This is a genomic window from Pseudomonas sp. WS 5021, from assembly GCF_012985535.1.
Lineage (GTDB): Bacteria > Pseudomonadota > Gammaproteobacteria > Pseudomonadales > Pseudomonadaceae > Aquipseudomonas.
On sequence record NZ_JAAQWP010000003.1, the window covers coordinates 674,572 to 694,986 of the forward strand.

Genomic DNA, 20,415 nt, shown 5'->3' on the forward strand with positions numbered 1-20,415 from the left:
CACAACTCTTCGTAATGCATGGCCCTCAAGGCTCAGGATAGCGGGGTTTTTCAGCCGACGGCCCACTGCAGTTTGTTGGCCAGTGCATCGGGGTATGGCGCTGTATCGGCGATTGCCGCGCGGGTGGCCTCGCCATGGCCGAACGCTTCAATCAATAGCTCAACGTGCGCGGCCAGGTAATCGCTCAACGCATCAAGGCGCTCCTCAAGGGCGCGGTAGCGCGCAATGTCCATAAGGCCTTCGCTGATAAACCAGGCGGCGTGTTTATTCAGGTATTCCAGCACATACATCCCGCACAACGCGCTACCCAGTTCCCTGGCCAGGCCCTGGGGCAGCGAGTGGCTCGCCTGCACCGCGCTCTCGATGGCCAGGCGCTGGGCGTAGGCCTCACCCGCGCGGGCAACGATCATCAATTGCGAGTTCCATACCTGCATGTCGTCCTCACCCTCGCCGCTATGCTGGGCGACATGTTCGGCCACTTGCTTGAGCAAGCGATACTCCAGGGTGTGCGCCATGGCCTGCCAGTACGCGGCATCATCCAGTGCGCCTTGCGGGTCTGGCCGGGTGGGTTCGTCCAAGGGCTGGCCGATCAGGACCTTGGCTGCGTCCAACAGGATCATGCGGTTATTGCCCCCGGCATCCTGGTAGATCTTGGCCATGCCTTCGTAGTCGGCGAAGCGATTGAGGTTGAGCGCGCCGGCCACTCCGCAGCGCAATCGGCATTCGGTGGCCAGCGCCTCGGCGGCGGGCGCGCAGAGGGCCTTGGTCAGGGCCAGGGTCTGGCTGATGGCGGCCCATGGGGTCCACGTCACGTCGCCGCTGCCGGTGGTCTGCAGCGATGCCTGGCTGGCCGTGCCTTCGATCCACAGGCGCGCGGAGTCATTGGCAAAGCACTTCATGACGTAGGCCGTGGCCAGGCAGCCGAACAGCGCACGGCGTTGGGTACGAAAAGCCAGCAAGCCGGTGCCGTTGCCGATCCGCGCCTGGGTGGTGCGCCGGTTGGCATGGGTCAGGGCCAGGGTTGCACAGGCCAGCATCACCGAACTCAAGCCGATACCGACCATGGCCCAGACATTTTTGGGCGCAAACAGTGAGCGAATCAGGCGGCGGTCGGTGCTGCCCAATGGGTCGTGGAAGTGATTGGCCGCGTCGATCGAGGCGCCATCGCACAGCCACGCGTCGAACGGTAGGCGCACCCGATCAAAGCTTGCCAGGCCATAATCGAGCGGCACTGCGCGAATCTCCGCCGGTGACGACATGCAAACCCCTGGGCGCGGGCCCTTGGCGTCACTCAGTGGCAGTACAAACGCGAACACGCCACAGGCCTGGCCCTGCACGGTTACCTGGGCAAACACCACGCCCATCTTGTCCAGGTTATTGATGCCGACGTTGGCGAATTTCAGCGCCGCTTTGTTTGGCGTGTTCAGCACAAACGTGCGGGTTTGGGGGTCGAATACTGCTTCGACACAGGCCCCCATATGGGAGTTGCTGCGACCTATCTCAGTCAGTGCGTACACCCCAAGTCTCGCGCCGGTTTCCAGTTGATGTCGCCACTGCGCAGCGTGCGGGTGATCCTGTTCGAACGCCAGGAGTGTGCCGATGCAAAGCCCTTGCTGAATCACGCAGCCCATAAAAAGCGAGGGGTCGTTGATCGCCGCGTGAGAGGCCACGGCCATCAGTAACTGCGGTTGTGCAAACCCGTGAATGCCTTCGGGCAGTTGCCGCATCAGGTGCTGCAAGCGCTGGTAGGTATGGCGGTGGCCGTCGTGAAAGCTCTGGTTGGCGCGGGGGCGCAGTTCAGGGTCGCGGAAGATTTTCGCCATGTGTGCGTGAACCTGGGCATCGACCGGGCCATTGGCCAGGCCGCGCAGGGCCATGATCGCTTCGTGTTCGAGGGGTGTCTTGGTCAGCAACAGGCGCAGGATTTCGATGGGTTGTGCCAGCGGCGCGTAGACCTGTGCATCGGGCAAGCTCTTGTGTATGCACGTGGACAGGCCGTTGTTCACCCCGAGGTCGATAAACACGGTGTGTTCGTCCGTCGGCAGCTGCGCCAAGGTGTGGGGCAGGTTGGTCGGCTGCGTGACACCCCGGGTAAACATGTGGTGCAGGTCATCCTCGGGTTCGTAGCGGCGCCCCAGTACGGTGGAGTAGATCGGTGTATGGAACGGCTGGGGTATCAGGGGCTGCAGGTTTTCGTAGAGCTTGCGGGCAACTTCCAGGTGAGGGGGGTAGTGGGAAGCGTACGCGATGGGGATCGGGCGCAAGGGCGGCGCGTTGCCGTCATGGTGGGCACACAGGTGCGCAAGGTCTGCCGTCTCGCCGCTGATGATGCATTGCGCCGGTGCGTTGACCGAGCCCAGTACCAGGTTGCGCTCGGGGAAGCGGTCCAGCAGTGCTTGGGTGGCCGGCGCCGAAAGGTTGATCAGCAGCATGCTGCCTCGGCCCTCCTCGTCGCGGTAGGCGGCATTGAGAGCGCACACCGCGCGTGCCCCCTGCGCAATGTCGAGCACGCCGCCACAGACCCTGGCCGCAATTTCGCCGAAACTTTGCGCTACGATCAGGGCAGGGACCACACCTGCCGCCTGGAGCAATTGATTGAGTACCACCGCTGCGCCATATAGCGCCAACTGGGCAACGCCGGAAGGCAGGGGGAGTGCGTGATCATGGGTCAGTAGAACCTGGGTCACTAATCCAGGGTGCGGATCTGGCTCGTATTGGGCCGCCTGGTGTTCGATGATCGCCAGGGTCGCGTCAATTTGCTCCCGCGCTTGGGGAACGCACTGATACAACTCTGCCAAAGCGCCACAGGGGTCGCTGCCTTGGCCAGGAAAGCCAAAGACATAGTTCTGACGGTAAACATTGAGTTGGGTTGACATGGGTCCATCCTCGTTGGCCTAACAGAAACGCTTTAGCCAGCGGGTTGCCGGCAAAGCGAAGGCTTATTGGATGGCAAAAGGTAGTGTTCATAACCTGTGAAAAATGACAGTTTTTTGGACTTTTTCGAAATTGTCTTTATTCAGTTGTTACTAGCAGAGCCGCCTGGCGCGGGCCCGGCGGCCACGTTTACCCACCATGGCGTACGCTGCTGGATCTGCACCGGCAAAGTCGGCAGCAGGGCATTCAAGGCCAGGTCGGTGTCGTGCAGCGGGAAGCTGCCAGTGATGCGCAGGTCGGCGACGTTTTTGTCCACGCCCAGGTAGCCGGTGCGATAGCGCGACAGTTCCTCGACCACATCCGCCAGCCGCGCGTTGTCGACCACCAGCATGCCGCGGGTCCAGGCGTCGGTGCCGGGGCTGACGGCGAGCAACGGGCCAAGGCCGTCATGGCGCATCAGCACCTGCTGGCCTTCCTTGAACACCTGCTCCTGCTGCACCGCCTCGGGCTGCGCCGCGACGGCCGACTGCAACACGCTGAGCCGCGTTCCGTCGTCCTCGCGCTTGACGATAAACCGCGTACCCAGGGCGCGCAGGCTGCCGTCGCGGGTCTGGACGAAAAAGGGGCGCGCGTCGTTATGGCCGGTCTCTACGAGAATCTCGCCGTCCTGCAACACAATCACCCGGCGCTTTTCGTCAAAGCGCACATCAATGGCGCTGTGGGTATTGAGGTTGATCAGCGTGCCATCGGCCAGTTTCAGGGTGCGTTGTTCGCCGGTGGCGGTGCGTTGGTCGGCCAGCCAATAGTCGAGGGGTGCGTAGCGCTGGCCGGCGAACAGCGCCAGGCCGCAGACCAGCACCACACTGGCCAGGCCACTGCCGAGCTTGCGCACCCGGCGGCGGATACTTTCACGCGATTGCAGCAACGCCGCCCGCGCCGGGCCGCTGGCCACACTGAAGCGCTGGTCGAGCATGCCCAGTTGGCGCCAGGCACGGGCATGTTCATCGCTGCTGGCCAGCCACTTATTGAATTCTTCCTGCTCTACGGCGCTGCGATTCCCGGAATCCAGGGACAGTTGCCAGGCTATCGCAGCATCCAGCACTCGTGCCGAAACCGGTTTGGAACTGATCTGAGTCACAGCGGCTCGCCATACAGCGCGATGTAGCACTGGCGAATACCCTGGGCCAGGTACTGGCGCACCCGTGGCACGGAAACCCCCAGGCGCTGGGCGATTTCGGCGTGGCCCAGGCCATCGAGACGGTTATAGAGGAAGGCGGCGCGGGCCTTGCTGGAGAGTTTGCCGAGCAGGCGGTCGATGGCCTTGAGGTCTTCGAGGATCAGGTGCTGTTCTTCTGGGGACGGGTGTTCGCTTTCCGGAAGCAGCATCAGTTCGCTGAGGTAGGCCTGTTCCAGCGCGGCGCGGCGGAAATAGTCGAACAACAGGCCCTTGGCGATGGCCACCAGGAACGCCCGGGGCTCGCGGGGTTCGCGCAGTTCTTCACGGCCCAGCAGGCGCATGAAGGTGTCCTGGCTGAGGTCTTCGGCCCGACTGGGGCAGGCCACGTTGCGCCGCAGCCATGCCAGCAGCCAGCCGCGATGGTCACGGTACAACGTGCCAACAAGCTCACTGTGGGGACTTTGGGCTGACGACAAGGCATCACCAATCGAGATGTTTAAACTAACGAGAATTATTCGCGATTGTGGCAGAGGCAGCGGATGGGTGCAATTGGCGTTGGTCGGGTGATGCTTCCTATAGGGAGGGGGCCTGCTTGCGGCGTTTCCATTGGCTCAGGCGCTGTTGCAGTGCCGCCGGGCTGTCCAGCCCTTGCTGGCGGGCGCGGCTGAACAGAATCAACATCAATTCAGCGGTGGCCAGGGCGTCGGCGCTGGCGTGATGGCGTTCGCCGACCTGCAGGTTGAAGTGGCCGATCCAGTCATCCAGGCCCGCTTCGCGAATATGCGCCTGCGGGCACAGCAGCGGCGCCAGGTCCGCCACGTCGAGGAATGGATGAACCAGGCGGTAACCCAGGCTGTCCTTGAGCGCGCGCCCAAGCATGTGTTGGTCGAACGGTGCATGGAACGCCAGCAGCGGGCTGTCGCCGACAAAATCCATGAAGTCCAGCAACGCCTCGGCCGGATCGCAACCGGCGGCGATCGCACTGGGGCCGAGGCCGTGGATCAGTACGCTGGGGCTGAGTTTGGTTTGAGCCCGTAGCAGGGTGCGTTCGAACTGCTGGGAAAAGTCGATGGCACCGTCTTCAATGACCACCGCGCCAATCGATAGCACCAGATCGCGATTGAGGTTCAGGCCGCTGGTTTCCAGGTCGAGGACGACCCAGCGCTGCTCGCGCAAACTGTGTTCGCCGAGCGCCTTGGGGGCGGCCAGGTGTTGCAGGCGCGCCTGTTGAGCGGCATCCAGGCCCGGCCGCGCAGGGCGCAGCCAACTGAACAGACTCACAGTTGATACCTCAGGGCCAGGCTGCTTTGCAGGCGCTGGGCCTGGCGCAGGGATTCACGCAGGATGCGCCGGTCCAGATGGTTGAGGCTGTCGGGGTCGACCCGGTTGGAGTACGGCTGGTTCTCGCGGGTCTGCAACTGGTGCTGCTGCATGCGGGTTTGCTGGATAAAGTGGTAGGCCTCTTCATAGGCCGCGCCGTCCAGGCGTTCGATCACCTCGTGCTCCACCAGTTGGCGTAAACGCTCCAGGGTGTTGTTGGCTGCGATCCCGTTAGCCAGGGCCAACAGGCGTGCGCCATCGACGAAGGGCGTCAAACCCTGCACCTTGAGGTCCAGGGTGGCCTTGTCCGAGCCCTTGCGCGTCAGCACGAAGTCACGGAAGCGCCCCACCGGCGGGCGCTGGCGCAAGGCGTTCTCGGCCATCATCCGCTGGAACAGGCGATTGTCCGCGACCTGGTCAAGAATGCCCTGGCGCAGTTGCTCGCAACCCTGTTCATCGCCCCACACCACCCGCAGGTCGAAGTAGATGCTGGATTTGAGCAGGTTCTCAGGCGTCGCCTCGCGGATAAACGCCGCAAAACGCCGGGCCCACTCGGCGCGGGACAGGCACAGTTCGGGGTTGCCGGCCATGATATTGCCCTTGCACAGGGTAAAGCCGCACAGCGCCAGGCTCTGGTTGATCTGCTGCGCCAGCGGCAACAGCAGGCCGCGAATCTCGGCCGCATGGGCCGCGTCACGGGCGTCGAACAGAATGCCGTTGTCCTGGTCGGTGTGCAGCGTCTGCTCGCGGCGGCCTTCGCTGCCGAAACACAGCCAACTGAACGGCACGCCGGGGTCGCCCTTGTCGGCGATGCTCAGCTCGATGACCCGGCACACCGTGTGGTCGTTGAGCAGGGTGATGATATGGGTGATCTGGGTCGAGGACGCGCCATGGGCCAGCATGCGTTCGACCAACTGGCCGATTTCGCCACGGATCGCCACCAGGTTGTCGACCCGGGGCGCGTTGCGGATGGTACGCGCCAGGTGCACCAGGTCGACCCGTTGCAGGGAAAACAGATCGCGCTCGGACACCACGCCACACAGGCGCCGATCCTTGACCAGGCACACGTGGGCGATATGCCGTTCGGTCATGGCAATCGCGGCATCAAATGCGCTGTGATCCGGGCTGAGGAAAAACGGCGCCTGGGTCATGTGCTGTTCGATGGCCTGGCTGAAGTCGCTGGTGCCATCGGCGACCACCTGGCGCAGGTCGCGCAGGGTGAAGATCCCCAGGGGCGCCTTGTGTTCATCGACCACCACGATGCTGCCGACCTGCTGCTCGTGCATCAGCGTGACCGCCTCGCGCAGCGGCGTCAGCGGGCTGCACGTCACCGGGTGGCGCATGGCCAACTCGCCCAGGCGGGTGTTCAACGAGTATTGGGTACCGAGGGTTTCCACGGCCTTTTGCTGCACCTGCTGGTTGACCTGGTCCAACAGGCTGCTGACCCCGCGCAAGGCAAAATCACGGAACGGGCTGGACAGGGCAAACAGCTTGATAAAGGCCGGCTTGTTCAATTGCAGGCAGAAGGTATCTTCGGCGGCCTTGTGCTCGGTGCGGGTCGCCCGCTCCCCCAGCAGCGCGGCCAGGGGGAAGCATTCGCCGGTGGTGATTTCGAAGGTGGTTTGCGCCGAATCCGGCCGCTCGCCCACCACACGCCCTTGCTTGACGATGTAGAAGTGCTCCACGGGGCCTGCCGAAGGCTTGAGAATGCTCTCGCCGGGGCCATAGAAGCGCAATTGGCACTGTTCCACCAGAAACGCCAGGTGGGCGTTTTCCATTTGGTTGAACGGCGGGAAGCGTTGCAGGAATTGCAGGGTGCCGTGAATGTTCTGCAACACCGCAGTTTTCCCTGCCTGGGTGAAAGCATCAGCTTTACTCATAACCATGACCGCAGTTTTTTTGTCGTTATCGTCCCTCATGGTCGACCCCCACGCGGCGGGTGCCCATTGGACGTAAGTCTAGGTAGCTATCCGGCCTTCAATGACTAGGGAAAAACCTTACATGAATATGGTCCAAACCCCGTAGATCTCCCACTAGGAAATCTATCCGACGAAGTGCACATTGTTCGCCCTTCCGGCGATGTCTGACTTCTGTGCTGGGAGATTGAGAGAAACTGCCGAGAAATCTATGCCCGACCAAGATATTTTGAGTGATGCCGAGCGCGAGGCGCTGAGCGCCGTGATGCTGGAGCCTGATCTACCGCCGCAACGGGTGCTGATCGTCGATGACGATAAAGACGCCCGTGAACTGCTGGCGGAAATTCTCGGGCTCGATGGCATTCGCTGCATGACGGCGGACAGCGGCGAGGCGGCATGGCAACTGCTCAATTCCAGTACCTCCATCGGGTTGTTGATCACGGATCTGCGCATGGCGCCCAGCAATGGCCTGGAGTTGATCCGAAAAGTGCGCGGTTCCACCCGCGCGGCGTTACCGATCATCATCATGTCGGGGGATGCCGAGGCGCCGGATGTTATTGATGCGATGCATTTGAGTGTGGTGGACTTTTTGCTCAAGCCGATTGATAGCGTGAAGTTGGCGAAGATGGTCAAGCGCGAGTTGGGGATGGCTCCGTAGCCGAGGGACCGTTGGTCGGCACTGTCAGATTTCACAGTATCGGGTGTTTGAGGGGGGCCTGTTTAATCGTTGAGAGGGTGCTGGTTTGGGACCGGTGCCCCAACTAATGAAGCGAACAGGAGTTCACCATGAGTAATGCATGTAATGGCACCACAACAGTCGAAGCGAATATCTCGGCGCGTGTAAATGGACACGATAACCTTTTTTATCCGAATCAATTTTCTGGCTCGTCATCTGGGGTGCTGCTGGTCGCGACCAGTGATACTACGCACCTGGGAATTAACTACGGCCAGACCCTGGGGCAGGGGACTCATACGTTGCCGCATACGCAATTTCAAATAGATTATCTGGATCCTGCTGGACGCACATTTACTCACTCGGTTGGAGGCACTATCCAGGTGAAAGTGGTCGGTAATGTGCATTCGGGCACGTTGACCGGCGTTACAGTTGATGGAACGGGTTCTGGGGCTGGCTCGCAGGCCGTAATTTCGGGTACCTACGTCATTATTGTCAGTTAAGTCTTGCTACACGGCCTATAAAAAGCCCCGGCCATATGACCAGGGCTTTTTCATTTCAGTGACCCGTTACAAACCATTCCTGGCCTTGAACTCCCGCCGCCGACGATGCAACACCGGCTCGGTATAACCATTGGGCTGCTGGGTCCCTTCAATCACCAACTCCACCGCGGCCTGGAACGCGATATTGCTGTCGAAGTCCGGGGCCAGCGGACGGTACAGCGCATCCCCGGCGTTCTGCCGATCCACTACCGGCGCCATGCGCTTGAGGCTTTCCATGACCTGGGCCTGGCTGACCACGCCATGGCGCAACCAGTTGGCGATGTGCTGGCTGGAGATACGCAGGGTGGCGCGGTCTTCCATCAGGCCTACATCGTTGATGTCCGGGACTTTCGAGCAACCCACGCCCTGGTCGATCCAGCGCACCACATAACCGAGGATGCCCTGGGCGTTGTTGTCCAGTTCGTTGCGGATTTCTTCCTCGGACCAGTCGGTATTCTGCGCCAGGGGGATGGTGAGGATATCGTCCACCGAAGCGCGTTCGCGCTTGGCCAGTTCGGCCTGGCGGGCAAAGACGTCGACCTTGTGATAATGCAGCGCGTGCAGCGCAGCGGCGGTCGGCGACGGTACCCACGCAGTGTTGGCGCCCGCCAGCGGGTGCGCGATCTTCTGCTCGAGCATCGCGGCCATCAGGTCGGGCATGGCCCACATGCCTTTACCGATCTGCGCACGGCCTTGCAGGCCGGTGCTCAAGCCGATATCGACGTTCCAGTTTTCGTAGGCGCCGATCCATTTTTCGGCCTTCATCGCGGCCTTGCGCACCATCGCGCCAGCTTCCATGGAGGTGTGGATTTCGTCGCCGGTACGGTCGAGGAAGCCGGTGTTGATAAACACCACGCGCTCGCTGGCCGCCTTGATACAGGCCTTGAGGTTGACCGTGGTGCGGCGCTCCTCGTCCATGATCCCGACTTTCAGGGTGTTGCGCGGCAGGTTCAGCACGTCTTCGATGCGCCCGAACAGCTCGTTGGTGAACGCCGCTTCTTCCGGGCCGTGCATTTTCGGCTTGACGATGTACACCGAGCCGGTGCGGCTGTTCTTGCGGCTGTTGTTGCCATTGAGGCTGTGGACCGCGGCCAGGCTGGTGATCAGGCCGTCGAGGATGCCTTCGGGCACTTCATTGCCCTGGGCATCGAGGATCGCGTCGATGGTCATCAGGTGGCCAACGTTACGCACGAACAACAGCGAGCGACCATGCAAGGTCACCGCGTTGCCATCGACACCGGTGTAGGTGCGGTCGGCGTTCATGGTACGGGTGAAGGTCTTGCCGCCCTTGGCCACTTCTTCGGCCAGGTCGCCCTTCATCAGGCCGAGCCAGTTGCGGTAGATCACCACTTTGTCATCGGCATCGACGGCGGCCACCGAGTCTTCGCAGTCCATGATGGTGGTCAGCGCGGCTTCCATCAGGATGTCTTTGACGCCGGCGGCGTCGGTCTGGCCGACCGGGGTGCTGGCGTCGACCTGGATTTCGAAATGCAGGCCGTTGTGCTTCAACAAGATTGCGATGGGCTGGGCGGCATCGCCCTGGTAGCCGATCAACTGGGCATCGCTGCGCAGGCCGCTGTTGCTGCCGCCCTTGAGGCTGACTATCAGCTTGCCATCGACAATCTTGTAGCCGGTGGAGTCGACATGGCTGCCGGCGGTGAGCGGTGCGGCTTCGTCGAGGAACGCACGGGCGAAGGCGATAACCTTGTCACCGCGCACCTTGTTGTAGCCCTGGCCTTTCTCGGCGCCGTTGGCTTCGCTGATGGCATCGGTGCCATACAGCGCGTCGTACAGCGAGCCCCAGCGGGCGTTGGAGGCGTTGAGGGCGAACCGCGCATTCATCACCGGCACGACCAACTGGGGGCCGGCCATGCGGGCGATTTCGTCATCGACGTTTTGGGTGGTCGCTTGGAAATCCGCCGCTTCTGGCAGCAGGTAGCCAATATCTTGCAGGAAGGCTTTGTAGGCCACCGCGTCGTGGGCCTGGCCGGCGTGGGTCTGGTGCCAGGCATCGATCCGCGCTTGGAAATCGTCGCGTTTGGCGAGTAGGGCTTTGTTCTTCGGTGCCAGGTCGTGGATGACCTTGTCGGCACCGGCCCAGAACTGGTCGGCGGTCAGGCCGGTACCGGGAATGGCTTCGTTGTTCACGAAGTCGAACAGGACTTTGGCGACCTGCAGGCCACCGACTTGAACGTGTTCAGTCATTGCTTGCCTCACTCTGCGGAGCTAATTCGCTTTTCAGCTTTTCAATTTACCAATGAAGCCTCTGGCCATTTAAACCACAAACCCAAGGCACCAGTACATGCCATCAACGGCGGCTGGGCGGTTCCAATCAACGGCGCAAGGCTTGCTGACGGGGTGTTCGGGGTTCTGACGGCGCCTGGGCAGACATCGACCTAACGTTATGTAGTGCGCGCCGAGGCATACTACATGATGAGTTGCGGTTGTGAAAATTAGACTAAATACGTCGTTTAACGACCCACTTTGGTTGTACGGTCACAGCGGGGCATGGGATGTTCTCAAAAAACCAATGGATTGTTCCAGATAAATATAAAAATGGTACACGATTTGTTTTTCTTCACTGCCATGGGATCAACGCGGAAGCTGGCTTGCCTGCGATGGTTCCCGGCTCCTACATGAGCACATCTGCCTATACTGGCTAATCCATAAAAGAGGGCTGTTGCCATGGACCATCTCGTACTCACCGTGATCGCCGCCGACAAACCCGGCGTGGTCGAACGTGTTGCCCACTGCATTGCCGAGCGCGGTGGCAACTGGCTGGAAAGTCGCATGGCTCATATGGCCGGGCAATTTGCCGGGATCCTGCGGGTCAGCGTGCCGATGGAAAACCGCAGCGAGTTGGTCAGCGCCCTGGAGGATTTGTCTACCCATGGCATCCGTGTGCTGGTGGGCGAGAGCAGCGGCGCGCAGGCATCGGCGAGCAAGCCGATCCTGATGACCCTGGTGGGCAATGACCGGCCGGGGATCGTGCGCGAGATCACCGCACTGTTGAGCAAGCAAGGGGTCAACCTGGAACGCCTGAGCACCGACGTGCGCCCGGCGCCCATGAGCAGCGACCCGTTGTTTCACGCCGAAGCTGCGTTGGCCGTGCCGTCCAGCCTGGCGCTGGACACGCTGCAAGCCGCCCTGGAAACCCTGGCCGATGATTTGATGGTGGAGTTGCAGCTGCGCAGCGAAGAATAACCGTCCACAGGGTTGTTCATGGAAATCTTGCATGGGCCTGTGGATAAGCTGTAGAGACCCGGCGCCAGGCCACGCCGGCCGTGGCTTGTGGCGCCTTGAGCAAAAAACGAGCAATTTCAACGGCTTGTGCACAAACGCCGGGGATCAGGTTGTGGATAACCTTGGGGTGAAACCCTGCAAGCCACACCGGCCGTGGCTTGTAGGGTTTTGTACGTTATTTGATCAGCGTTTGCGCAGGCTGAGCCACGCATCCACGCTGTAGACCGCCAGCCCCGCCCAGATAAACACAAAGGCCACCAGGCTGGCGGGCGTCATGTGTTCGTCGAACAGCAGTACCGCCTGCAGCAGCACCAGGGTCGGTGCCAGGTACTGTAGGAAGCCGAGGGTGGTGTAGGGCAAATGCCGCGCCGCAGCGTTGAAACACACCAGTGGGATCAACGTCACCGGGCCTGCCGCCACCAGCCACCAGGCTTCGGAAGTGCTCCAGAACGCCAGGTTGGCACTATGGGCGGTGGGGTTGAGCAGCAGCCACGCCAGGGCGATCGGCACCAGCATCCAGGTTTCCACCACCAGCCCGGGCAGCGCCTTGACCGGCGCCTGCTTGCGGATCAAGCCGTAGAAGCCAAAGGTCAGCGCCAGCACCAGCGAGACCCACGGCAGACTCCCCACCTGCCACACCTGTTGCGCCACACCCACGGCGGCCAGCCCGACGGCCACCCATTGCAGGCGCCGCAGGCGCTCGCCAAGCAGCAGCATGCCCAGCAGCACGTTGACCAGCGGGTTGATGTAGTACCCCAGGCTGGCTTCGAGCATGCGCCCACTGTTGACCGACCACACATAGGTCAGCCAGTTGCCCGCGATCAACGAGCCGCTCAACGCCAGGATCGCCAGGCGCTTGGGGTTGTCCCGCAGTTCGCGCCACCAGCCGGGGTGTTTCCACACCAGCAGCAGCAAACCGCCGAACAGCGCCGACCACAGTACGCGGTGGACGATGATTTCGGCAGCCGGCACGCTGGCGATGGCTTTGAAGTAGAGCGGGAACAGGCCCCAGATGACGTAGGCACTCAGGCCCAGGATGTACCCGCGACGCGGGTTGGCGGCTTGCATGCAGAATCCTTGCTTAGGCAACTAACAATGCGGCGATTGTAAGGATGTTTGTCAGCAAATGTGTGCTGAAAACTCAATCGCCACAAAACTTGCCGGCGATGGCGCCCTCGGGTTGGGGGCTGTTGAGGATGCCATCGCCAGCAAGCCGGCTCCTACCGGGGTCAGAACAATTTCAGGGGTTCTTCGTTGAGTGCAGACAGTTGCTCGCGCAGCGCCAGCACCTGGTCGCCCCAGTACCGTTCGCTGCCGAACCACGGGAAGCTGTGGGGGAACGCCGGGTCATCCCAGCGCCGCGCCAACCAGGCGCTGTAGTGCATCAGGCGCAGGGCGCGCAGGGGTTCGATCAGCGCCAGTTCGCGGGGATCGAAATCGTGGAATTCCTGGTAGCCGTCCATCAGTTCCGACAGCTGCCCCAGGCATTCCTGCCGATCGCCGGCCAGCATCATCCACAGATCCTGCACCGCCGGGCCCATGCGGCAGTCGTCGAGGTCGACGATATGGAACATCTCGTCGCGACACATCATGTTGCCGGGGTGGCAGTCGCCATGCATGCGGATGTTCTTGTGTGGCGTGGCGCTGTACACATCCTCAACGCGCTTGAGCAGGTCGCGGGCCACGGATTCGTAGGCGGGCAACAGGCTCTTGGGGATGAAATTGCCTTCGAGCAAGGTGTTCAGGGAGTCATGGCCGAAGTTCTTCACGCCCAGGGCTTCGCGGTGCTCGAAAGGGCGGGTGGCGCCGACAGCATGCAAGCGCCCAAGCAACTGCCCGAGGCGGTACAACTGATCGAGATTGCCTGGCTCCGGCGCCCGGCCACCACGGCGGGGGAACAGGGTGAAACGGAAACCCGCGTGTTCGAACAGGCTTTCGCCGTTGTGGATCATCGGCGCCACGACCGGGACTTCGCACTCGGCCAGTTCGAAGGTGAAGCGGTGTTCTTCGAGGATTGCCTCGTTGGTCCAGCGCTGGGGCCGGTAGAACTTGGCGATCAGCGGCTCGGAGTCTTCGATGCCGACTTGATAGACACGATTCTCGTAACTGTTGAGCGCCAAGACGCGGGCGTCGCTGAGAAAACCGATGCTTTCGACAGCGTCGAGAACCAGGTCGGGGGTCAATGTTTCAAACGGGTGGGCCATGCGAACTCCTGCGCGCAGCAGGTCGCCGCGTCCGGCCGGGTATGGTAGCGCACCGGGCCGTGGATAGGTGGCGCGTGTGCCATCGTGTGGGAGCGGGCTTGCCCGCGATGGGCCCTGAAGATCAGCTAAACCGGCGTGCCCAACAACACATTGCTCGGCGCAAACTGCACCTGAACCTGCGTGCCTTCACCCGCCCCCAGCGCCTTGAGCTGCTCGGGCGCTGCCAACGCGCACAGCACCAGGCCACTGGGCAAGACAATGCGCACCTCACTGGGCCCATCATCGGCATCAAGGATGGCCTCGACCTGGCCGCCCATGCAGTTAAACCCAGGCACCGGCGCCTGGTCAGCCGCGATCAGCTCCAGCCAGCCAGCCTTGATCAAGGCCACTACTTGCGTACCGGTTTCCAGTTCCAGGCGCAGGGTGCTGTCATGGGTGATCTGGGCATCGAGGGTCAAGCCACCGGCCAGTTCCAGGCGTACTCGATCATTGCGGCCGTGGCTGTCGATGGCGACCACCTGGCCATGCAATTGATTACGCGCGCTGGTGCGCAGCATCAGGCGGCCCAGCAGGTTGAGGTCGCTGGCGTCTTCGGCGGCTTCCAGCACCTGGGCTTGCAGGGTTTGCAGGCGCTGATACAGGCGCAACACCCGCTCACCTTCTGCCGAGAGTCGCGCACCACCGCCGCCCTTGCCGCCGACGCTGCGCTCGACCAGGGGCTTTTGCGCCAGGTTGTTCAGCTCATCGATGGCATCCCACGCGGCCTTGTAGCTCAAGCCGGCACTTTTTGCGGCGCGGGTGATGGAGCCTTGCTCGGCGATATGTTGCAGCAAGGCGATGCGCTGCGGGCGGCGGACAATATGTTGGCTCAACAGGGACGGTAAAGGCATGGCGAACGGCTGCACACTGGCTTGGAATACCCGGGACGTTGCGGGCACGCGCCGCCAGAGTCAAGTCATGTGCCGGGCTTGGGCGTGCGCGCCAGGCAATACACGTCAACCTGGCGCGCGCCGGCCTGCATCAGCAGGCGGGCCATGCTGTGGGCGGTGGCGCCGGTGGTCAGCACATCGTCCACCAGTGCCAGGTGCTGGCCCTGCACCTGCGCGCCGGGGGCCAGGGCAAAGGCCTTGAGCAGGTTGCGCTGGCGCTGTTTGGCGTCCAGTTGTTGCTGGGCAACGGTGTCATGGGGGCGCAACAGCAGGTGTTCATCCAGGGGCAGGTCCAGGTCCCGGCTCAGCCAGCGGGCGAGCATGGCGGCCTGGTTGTAGCCGCGTTGGCGCAGGCGTTTAGCGGCCATCGGCACCGGGAGTAGGCGGTCGGGGCGGGCCAGTTCGGTGTTGTCGAAGCGGTCTTGCAGGCATTGGCGTAACAGGCTGGCCAGCATCTGCCCCAGCGGCCATCTGCCCTGGTGCTTGAAGCGGCTGATCAGGCTGTCCAGCGGAAAGCCATAGGTCCAGGGCGCGACCACTTGCCTGAATGCGGGCGGCGAGCGCTGGCATTGGCCGCAGACCAGCCCGCTGATCGGCAAGGGCAGGGCGCACACCTCGCAGCCGTCCGTCAGCCACGGCAGGTCGATTTCGCAGGTATTGCACAGGGTCGCGGCTGAATGTGTGGCTTCATCGCAGAGCAGGCACATCTGGTTGCTTTTTAGCCAGATGTAAACCTCATGTTTGTAGTCAGGTTGACAGTGCATGAATCTTCCTTAAATATGCCGAGCATCCGTGTCGTGCCTGTGGGTATTGCCCTACCCACAGCGCTTGCCCAAGCATAAACAAGGAATCGCCCATGAGCGCCAGCCTCACTGCCACCTTGCGTCACGACTGGTCTTTGGCCGAAGTCAAAGCCCTGTTCGTCCAGCCGTTCAATGACCTGTTGTTCCAGGCGCAGACCGTGCACCGCGCGCATTTCGATGCCAACCGCGTGCAGGTGTCCACCTTGCTGTCGATCAAGACCGGCGCTTGCCCGGAAGATTGCAAATATTGTCCGCAGTCGGGCCACTACAACACCGGCCTGGAAAAAGAAAAGCTGATGGAAGTGCAGAAAGTCCTCGAAGAGGCTGCGCGCGCCAAGGCCATCGGTTCGACCCGCTTCTGCATGGGCGCGGCCTGGAAGCACCCGTCGGCCAAAGACATGCCTTACGTGTTGCAGATGGTCAAAGGGGTGAAGGCCATGGGCCTGGAAACCTGCATGACCCTCGGGCGTCTTGACCAGGACCAGACCGAGGCCCTGGCCCAGGCCGGCCTCGACTACTACAACCACAACCTGGACACCTCGCCGGAGTTCTACGGCTCGATCATCACCACCCGCACCTACAGCGAGCGCCTGCAAACCCTGGCGTATGTACGTGATTCGGGGATGAAGATCTGCTCGGGCGGCATCCTCGGCATGGGCGAGTCCCTGGACGACCGCGCCAACCTGCTGATCCAACTGGCCAACCTGCCGGAGCATCCGGAGTCGGTACCCATCAACATGCTGGTCAAGGTGGCCGGTACGCCGCTGGAGAATGCCGAGGATATCGACCCGTTCGACTTTATCCGCATGCTCGCCGTGGCGCGCATCCTGATGCCGCAATCCCATGTGCGCCTGTCCGCTGGCCGCGAAGCGATGAACGAGCAGATGCAGGCCCTGGCGTTTTTTGCCGGTGCCAACTCGATCTTCTATGGCGATAAATTGCTCACCACATCCAACCCGCAGGCGGACAAGGACATGCAACTGTTCTCGCGCCTGGGCATCCTGCCCGAAGCCCGCGAAGAACATGCCGATGAAGTGCACCAGGCGGCGATTGAGCAGGCGTTGGTCGAGCAGAAAAGCAGCGAGCAGTTCTACAACGCTGCCGTCTGAACCCCTTCTCCCTATTGGAATGCAATCCAAATGTGGGAGCTGGCTTGCCTGCGATAGCGACCTATCAGTCACCTGATTGATCGACTGACCCTGCGCTATCGCAGGCAAGCCAGCTCCCACAGTGGGTCGGATTCAACCTGATTTATCGAGGCCAGCATGTCTTTCGATCTCGCCGCGCGCCTCGCTGCCCGCCGTACAGACCATCTCTACCGCCAGCGCCCGCTGCTGCAAAGCCCCCAGGGCCCGCAGGTGGTGGTGGACGGCCAGCCGTTATTGGCCTTTTGCAACAACGACTACCTGGGCCTGGCCAATCACCCGCAAGTCATCGAGGCCTGGCAGGCCGGCGCGGCCCGCTGGGGCGTGGGCGGTGGCGCCTCGCACTTGGTGGTTGGCCACAGCACTCCGCACCATGAGTTAGAGGAAGCGCTGGCCGAGTTCACCGGGCGCCCGCGTGCGCTGCTGTTCACCACCGGTTACATGGCCAACCTCGGTGCCGTCACCGCCTTGGTGGGGCAGGGCGATACGGTGCTCGAAGACCGGCTCAACCACGCGTCCCTGCTGGATGCGGGTTTACTGTCCGGTGCGCGCTTCAATCGCTATCTGCATAACGATGCGGTCAGCCTGGCCAAGCGCCTGGAAAAGGCCTGCGGCAATACCCTGGTGGTGACCGACGGCGTGTTCAGCATGGACGGCGACCTGGCGAACCTGCCGACCCTGGCCCGCGAAGCCCGGGCCAAAGGCGCGTGGTTGATGGTGGATGACGCCCATGGCTTCGGACCGCTGGGCGCCACGGGCGGCGGGATCGTCGAGCATTTCGGCCTGAGCCAGGAGGATGTGCCGGTGTTGGTCGGCACCCTGGGCAAGGCCTTTGGCACCGCCGGGGCGTTTGTGGCTGGCAGTGAGGATCTGGTCGAAAGCCTGATCCAGTTCGCCCGCCCGTACATCTACACCACCAGCCAACCGCCAGCGCTGGCCTGCGCGACCCTGAAAAGCCTGGCGCTGCTGCGCAGCGAGCACTGGCGGCGCGAGCATCTGCGCACGCTGATCCGCCAGTTCCGCCAGGGCGCCGAACAGATCGGCCTGGCGTTGATGGACAGCTTCACGCCGATCCAGCCGATCATGGTTGGCGACAGTGGCCGGGCGATGCGCCTGTCACAGATGCTGCGCGAGCGCGGGATTATGGTCACCGCCATCCGCCCGCCCACGGTTCCAGCCGGCAGCGCGCGCTTGCGCGTGACACTGACGGCGGCCCACAGCGAGGCGCAGGTGCAGCTATTGTTAAACGCATTGGATGAGTGTTTCCGCTTGTCAGGCCGGGAGTCCGACCATGCGTGACCGACTGATATTGCTTCCCGGCTGGGGCCTGGGTGTCTCGCCGCTGGAGCCCTTGGCCGCCGCGTTGCGCGGTCTGGACGAGCGCCTGCGAGTGGATATCGAACCACTGCCGGCGCTGCCGGGCGGCGACCTGAACGAATGGCTCGACGAACTCGACGCCACCTTGCCGGATAACGCCTGGCTGGGCGGCTGGTCGTTGGGCGGGATGCTCGCCTCTGAGTTGGCGGCACGGCGCGGCGAGCGCTGCTGCGGCTTGCTGACCTTGGCCAGCAACCCCTGTTTTGTGGCGCATGAGGGCTGGCCCAATGGGATGGCGGCGCAGGCTTTCGATGGGTTCCTGGCCGGCTGCCATGCCGACTCGCAAGTCACCCTCAAACGCTTCGGCCTGCTGTGCGCCAAGGGTACGCAAGACCCACGGGGCATCGCGCGCTTGCTGGTCAGCAGCGCGCCGGCTACCCCGTCCAGTGTATTGATGAGCGGTCTTGAGCTGCTCGCGCAACTGGACACCCGCGAGGCCTTGCAGGCTTTTCGTGGCCCACAGTTGCATCTGTTTGCCGGCCTGGACGAGTTGGTGCCCTGTGAGGCGGCCACTGACCTGTTGAAGTTACTGCCAGATGTTGAAGTCGGTCTGATTGAACAGGCCGGCCACGCTTTCCTACTGGATAACCCCCACGGAGTGGCGGGGGCGATCCAGGCTTTTTTGCATGAGTGCGGTGATGACTGATTTGTCCCATCCTCCACTGCCGGGCGCCTTGCCCGACAAGCGCCAGGTCGCGGCGTCGTTTTCCAGGGCGGCGGCCAGTTATGACAGCGTGGCCGCGTTGCAGCGTGATGTGGGCGGCGAGTTGCTCGGGCGCTTGCCGTCGACGTTGCAGCCCCGGCGCTGGCTCGACCTGGGCTGCGGCACCGGGTTCTTCAGCCGCGCATTGAACCAGGCGTTTGCCCAGGGCCAAGGCCTGGCGCTGGATATCGCCGAAGGTATGCTCCATCACGCACGGCCCTTGGGCGGTGCCGAGCATTTTATCGCCGGGGATGCCGAGCGTTTGCCGCTACAGGACGGCAGCTGCGAGCTGATTTTTTCCAGCCTGGCGGTGCAGTGGTGTGCCGATTTTGCCGCGGTGCTCAGCGAAGCCCGGCGCGTGCTGCAGCCTGGCGGGGTGCTGGCGTTTGCCAGCCTGTGCGTCGGCACCCTGGATGAGCTGCGCGAAAGTTGGCGGGCGGCGGACGGGATGGTGCACGTCAATCGCTTCCGCCCGTTCAGTGCTTATCAACAGCTGTGTGCGGCCAGTGGCTTGCGTGTGGTGAGCCTGGAGCAGCGCCCCCATGTACTGCATTACCCGGATGTGCGCAGCCTGACCCACGAATTGAAAGCCTTGGGCGCGCATAATCTGAACCCGGGACGCCCGGGTGGCTTGACGGGCCGCGCGCGGATTGTTGCACTGGTGCAGGCCTATGAGCAGTTCCGCCAGGCTCAGGGCCTGCCGGCAACCTATCAAGTCGTGTACGCCGTATTGGAGAAACCACTATGAGCGCTGCCTATTTCATTACCGGCACCGATACCGATGTCGGCAAGACCACCGTTGCGGCCGGCCTGCTGCACGCCGCGCGGCAAGCGGGCAAGAGTACCGCCGCCGGCAAGCCGGTGGCCTCGGGCTGTGAAGTGACGCCCCGTGGCTTGCGCAACGCCGATGCCCTGGCCTTGCTGGCCGAGTGCTCGTTGCCGCTTACCTATGCCGAGGTCAATCCACTGGCCTTCGAGCCCGCCATCGCGCCGCACCTGGCGGCCCGTGAAGCTGGCGTGGCGTTGACCGTGCAGGCCCTGCTCAAGCCGATGCAGCACATCCTCGAAAAACACGCGGATTTCACCCTGATCGAAGGTGCAGGTGGCTGGCGCGTGCCGCTGGCTGACCAGGACAACCTGTCGGACTTGGCCAAGGCCTTGCAGATACCGGTGATCCTCGTGGTGGGCGTGCGCCTGGGCTGTATCAATCACGCACTGTTGAGCGCCGAAGCCATCGCCCGGGACGGTCTGCCGTTGGCGGGCTGGGTGGCCAATATCATCGACCCGAAGACCTCCCGTCTGGAAGAAAACCTCGCCACCTTGGCCGAACGCCTGCCGGCGCCGTGCCTGGGCCGGGTGCCGCGCCTCAAGCAGCCCACGGCCGAAGCGGTGGCCGAGTACCTGCAACTGGACTTGCTTGATTAGTTTTTCCTAGCGATAAGGCATTATGCCATTAGTGTTATTGACGGGCCTTTTGCCAGATTGTCTGCTTCAATAAGGGTTCACGAT

Annotated in this window: 18 protein-coding genes; 8 read left to right on the forward strand and 10 right to left on the reverse strand. The window is 62.6% G+C overall.

Translation table 11 applies throughout. The annotated features are described in order from the left end of the window. Nucleotides 1–50: 50 nt before the first annotated feature. From HBO19_RS13095 to HBO19_RS13115, 5 genes are all read right to left on the reverse strand, one after another. Entirely contained in the window at nt 51–2,876 is a 2,826-nt protein-coding gene (locus HBO19_RS13095) for an acyltransferase domain-containing protein (RefSeq protein ID WP_170057628.1), read from the reverse strand. Between the two features lie 140 nt (nt 2,877–3,016). Further along, nucleotides 3,017–4,012: a FecR family protein gene (locus tag HBO19_RS13100; RefSeq protein ID WP_170057629.1), complete on the reverse strand. Its 996-nt coding sequence runs from the start codon at nt 4,010–4,012 to the stop codon at nt 3,017–3,019. Next, nucleotides 4,009–4,527, reverse strand: a complete 519-nt coding sequence (locus tag HBO19_RS13105; protein WP_169953742.1) for an RNA polymerase sigma factor — start codon at nt 4,525–4,527, stop codon at nt 4,009–4,011. The genes HBO19_RS13100 and HBO19_RS13105 overlap by 4 nt, the downstream gene beginning before the upstream one ends. A gap of 97 nt (nt 4,528–4,624) precedes the next feature. Next, on the reverse strand, nt 4,625–5,332 hold the full coding sequence (locus tag HBO19_RS13110; RefSeq protein ID WP_170057630.1) for a 3'-5' exonuclease: 708 nt from the start codon (nt 5,330–5,332) through the stop codon (nt 4,625–4,627). Beyond that, nucleotides 5,329–7,251, reverse strand: coding sequence for a putative nucleotidyltransferase substrate binding domain-containing protein (locus tag HBO19_RS13115; protein ID WP_169953746.1), 1,923 nt, complete (start codon nt 7,249–7,251; stop codon nt 5,329–5,331). The genes HBO19_RS13110 and HBO19_RS13115 overlap by 4 nt, the downstream gene beginning before the upstream one ends. Nucleotides 7,252–7,498: 247 nt before the next feature. On the opposite strand from HBO19_RS13115, the gene HBO19_RS13120 reads away from it, so the two are divergent. Beyond that, nucleotides 7,499–7,945 (forward strand): response regulator, encoded by a 447-nt coding sequence (locus HBO19_RS13120; RefSeq protein WP_169953748.1) that lies wholly within the window; start codon nt 7,499–7,501, stop codon nt 7,943–7,945. A gap of 128 nt (nt 7,946–8,073) precedes the next feature. Next, nucleotides 8,074–8,463 carry a hypothetical protein gene (locus HBO19_RS13125; RefSeq protein ID WP_169953750.1) on the forward strand — a complete coding sequence of 130 codons (390 nt, stop codon included), beginning with the start codon at nt 8,074–8,076 and terminating at the stop codon, nt 8,461–8,463. A gap of 66 nt (nt 8,464–8,529) precedes the next feature. Here HBO19_RS13125 and HBO19_RS13130 read toward each other — a convergent pair whose 3' ends face one another. After that, complete coding sequence (locus HBO19_RS13130; protein ID WP_169953752.1) at nt 8,530–10,707, reverse strand: malate synthase G; 2,178 nt, start codon at nt 10,705–10,707, stop codon at nt 8,530–8,532. A gap of 480 nt (nt 10,708–11,187) precedes the next feature. Here HBO19_RS13130 and HBO19_RS13135 point away from each other — a divergent pair, with 480 nt between their 5' ends. Further along, complete coding sequence (locus HBO19_RS13135; RefSeq protein ID WP_057440288.1) at nt 11,188–11,706, forward strand: ACT domain-containing protein; 519 nt, start codon at nt 11,188–11,190, stop codon at nt 11,704–11,706. A 222-nt stretch (nt 11,707–11,928) separates the two neighbouring features. Here the strand turns inward: HBO19_RS13135 and rarD are convergent, their stop codons facing one another. The 4 genes from rarD to HBO19_RS13155 all read right to left on the reverse strand — a co-directional run bounded on the left by rarD (nt 11,929) and on the right by HBO19_RS13155 (nt 15,642). Continuing rightward, on the reverse strand, nt 11,929–12,813 hold the full coding sequence (gene rarD / locus HBO19_RS13140) for an EamA family transporter RarD (protein WP_128593318.1): 885 nt from the start codon (nt 12,811–12,813) through the stop codon (nt 11,929–11,931). 161 nt (nt 12,814–12,974) lie between these two features. Further along, on the reverse strand, nt 12,975–13,949 hold the full coding sequence (locus HBO19_RS13145; RefSeq protein WP_032858595.1) for a serine/threonine protein kinase: 975 nt from the start codon (nt 13,947–13,949) through the stop codon (nt 12,975–12,977). A 125-nt stretch (nt 13,950–14,074) separates the two neighbouring features. Next, on the reverse strand, nt 14,075–14,839 hold the full coding sequence (locus tag HBO19_RS13150; RefSeq protein ID WP_170042275.1) for a TOBE domain-containing protein: 765 nt from the start codon (nt 14,837–14,839) through the stop codon (nt 14,075–14,077). Between the two features lie 65 nt (nt 14,840–14,904). Beyond that, complete coding sequence (locus HBO19_RS13155) at nt 14,905–15,642, reverse strand: ComF family protein (RefSeq protein WP_170057631.1); 738 nt, start codon at nt 15,640–15,642, stop codon at nt 14,905–14,907. Between the two features lie 92 nt (nt 15,643–15,734). Between HBO19_RS13155 and bioB the strand changes: the two genes are divergently transcribed. The 5 genes from bioB (at nt 15,735) to bioD (ending at nt 20,331) form a co-directional block, all read left to right on the forward strand. Further along, entirely contained in the window at nt 15,735–16,790 is a 1,056-nt protein-coding gene (bioB, locus tag HBO19_RS13160) for a biotin synthase BioB (RefSeq protein WP_169953757.1), read from the forward strand. Nucleotides 16,791–16,946: 156 nt separating this feature from the next. Continuing rightward, nucleotides 16,947–18,125 carry an 8-amino-7-oxononanoate synthase gene (gene bioF, locus HBO19_RS13165; protein ID WP_170057632.1) on the forward strand — a complete coding sequence of 393 codons (1,179 nt, stop codon included), beginning with the start codon at nt 16,947–16,949 and terminating at the stop codon, nt 18,123–18,125. Further along, nucleotides 18,118–18,849 (forward strand): alpha/beta fold hydrolase, encoded by a 732-nt coding sequence (locus tag HBO19_RS13170; protein WP_169953761.1) that lies wholly within the window; start codon nt 18,118–18,120, stop codon nt 18,847–18,849. The genes bioF and HBO19_RS13170 overlap by 8 nt, the downstream gene beginning before the upstream one ends. Next, nucleotides 18,842–19,654 carry a malonyl-ACP O-methyltransferase BioC gene (gene bioC, locus HBO19_RS13175; RefSeq protein ID WP_169953762.1) on the forward strand — a complete coding sequence of 271 codons (813 nt, stop codon included), beginning with the start codon at nt 18,842–18,844 and terminating at the stop codon, nt 19,652–19,654. Before HBO19_RS13170 ends, bioC begins: the two co-directional genes overlap by 8 nt. Continuing rightward, nucleotides 19,651–20,331, forward strand: coding sequence for a dethiobiotin synthase (bioD, locus tag HBO19_RS13180; RefSeq protein ID WP_170057633.1), 681 nt, complete (start codon nt 19,651–19,653; stop codon nt 20,329–20,331). The genes bioC and bioD overlap by 4 nt, the downstream gene beginning before the upstream one ends. Nucleotides 20,332–20,415: the final 84 nt, after the last annotated feature.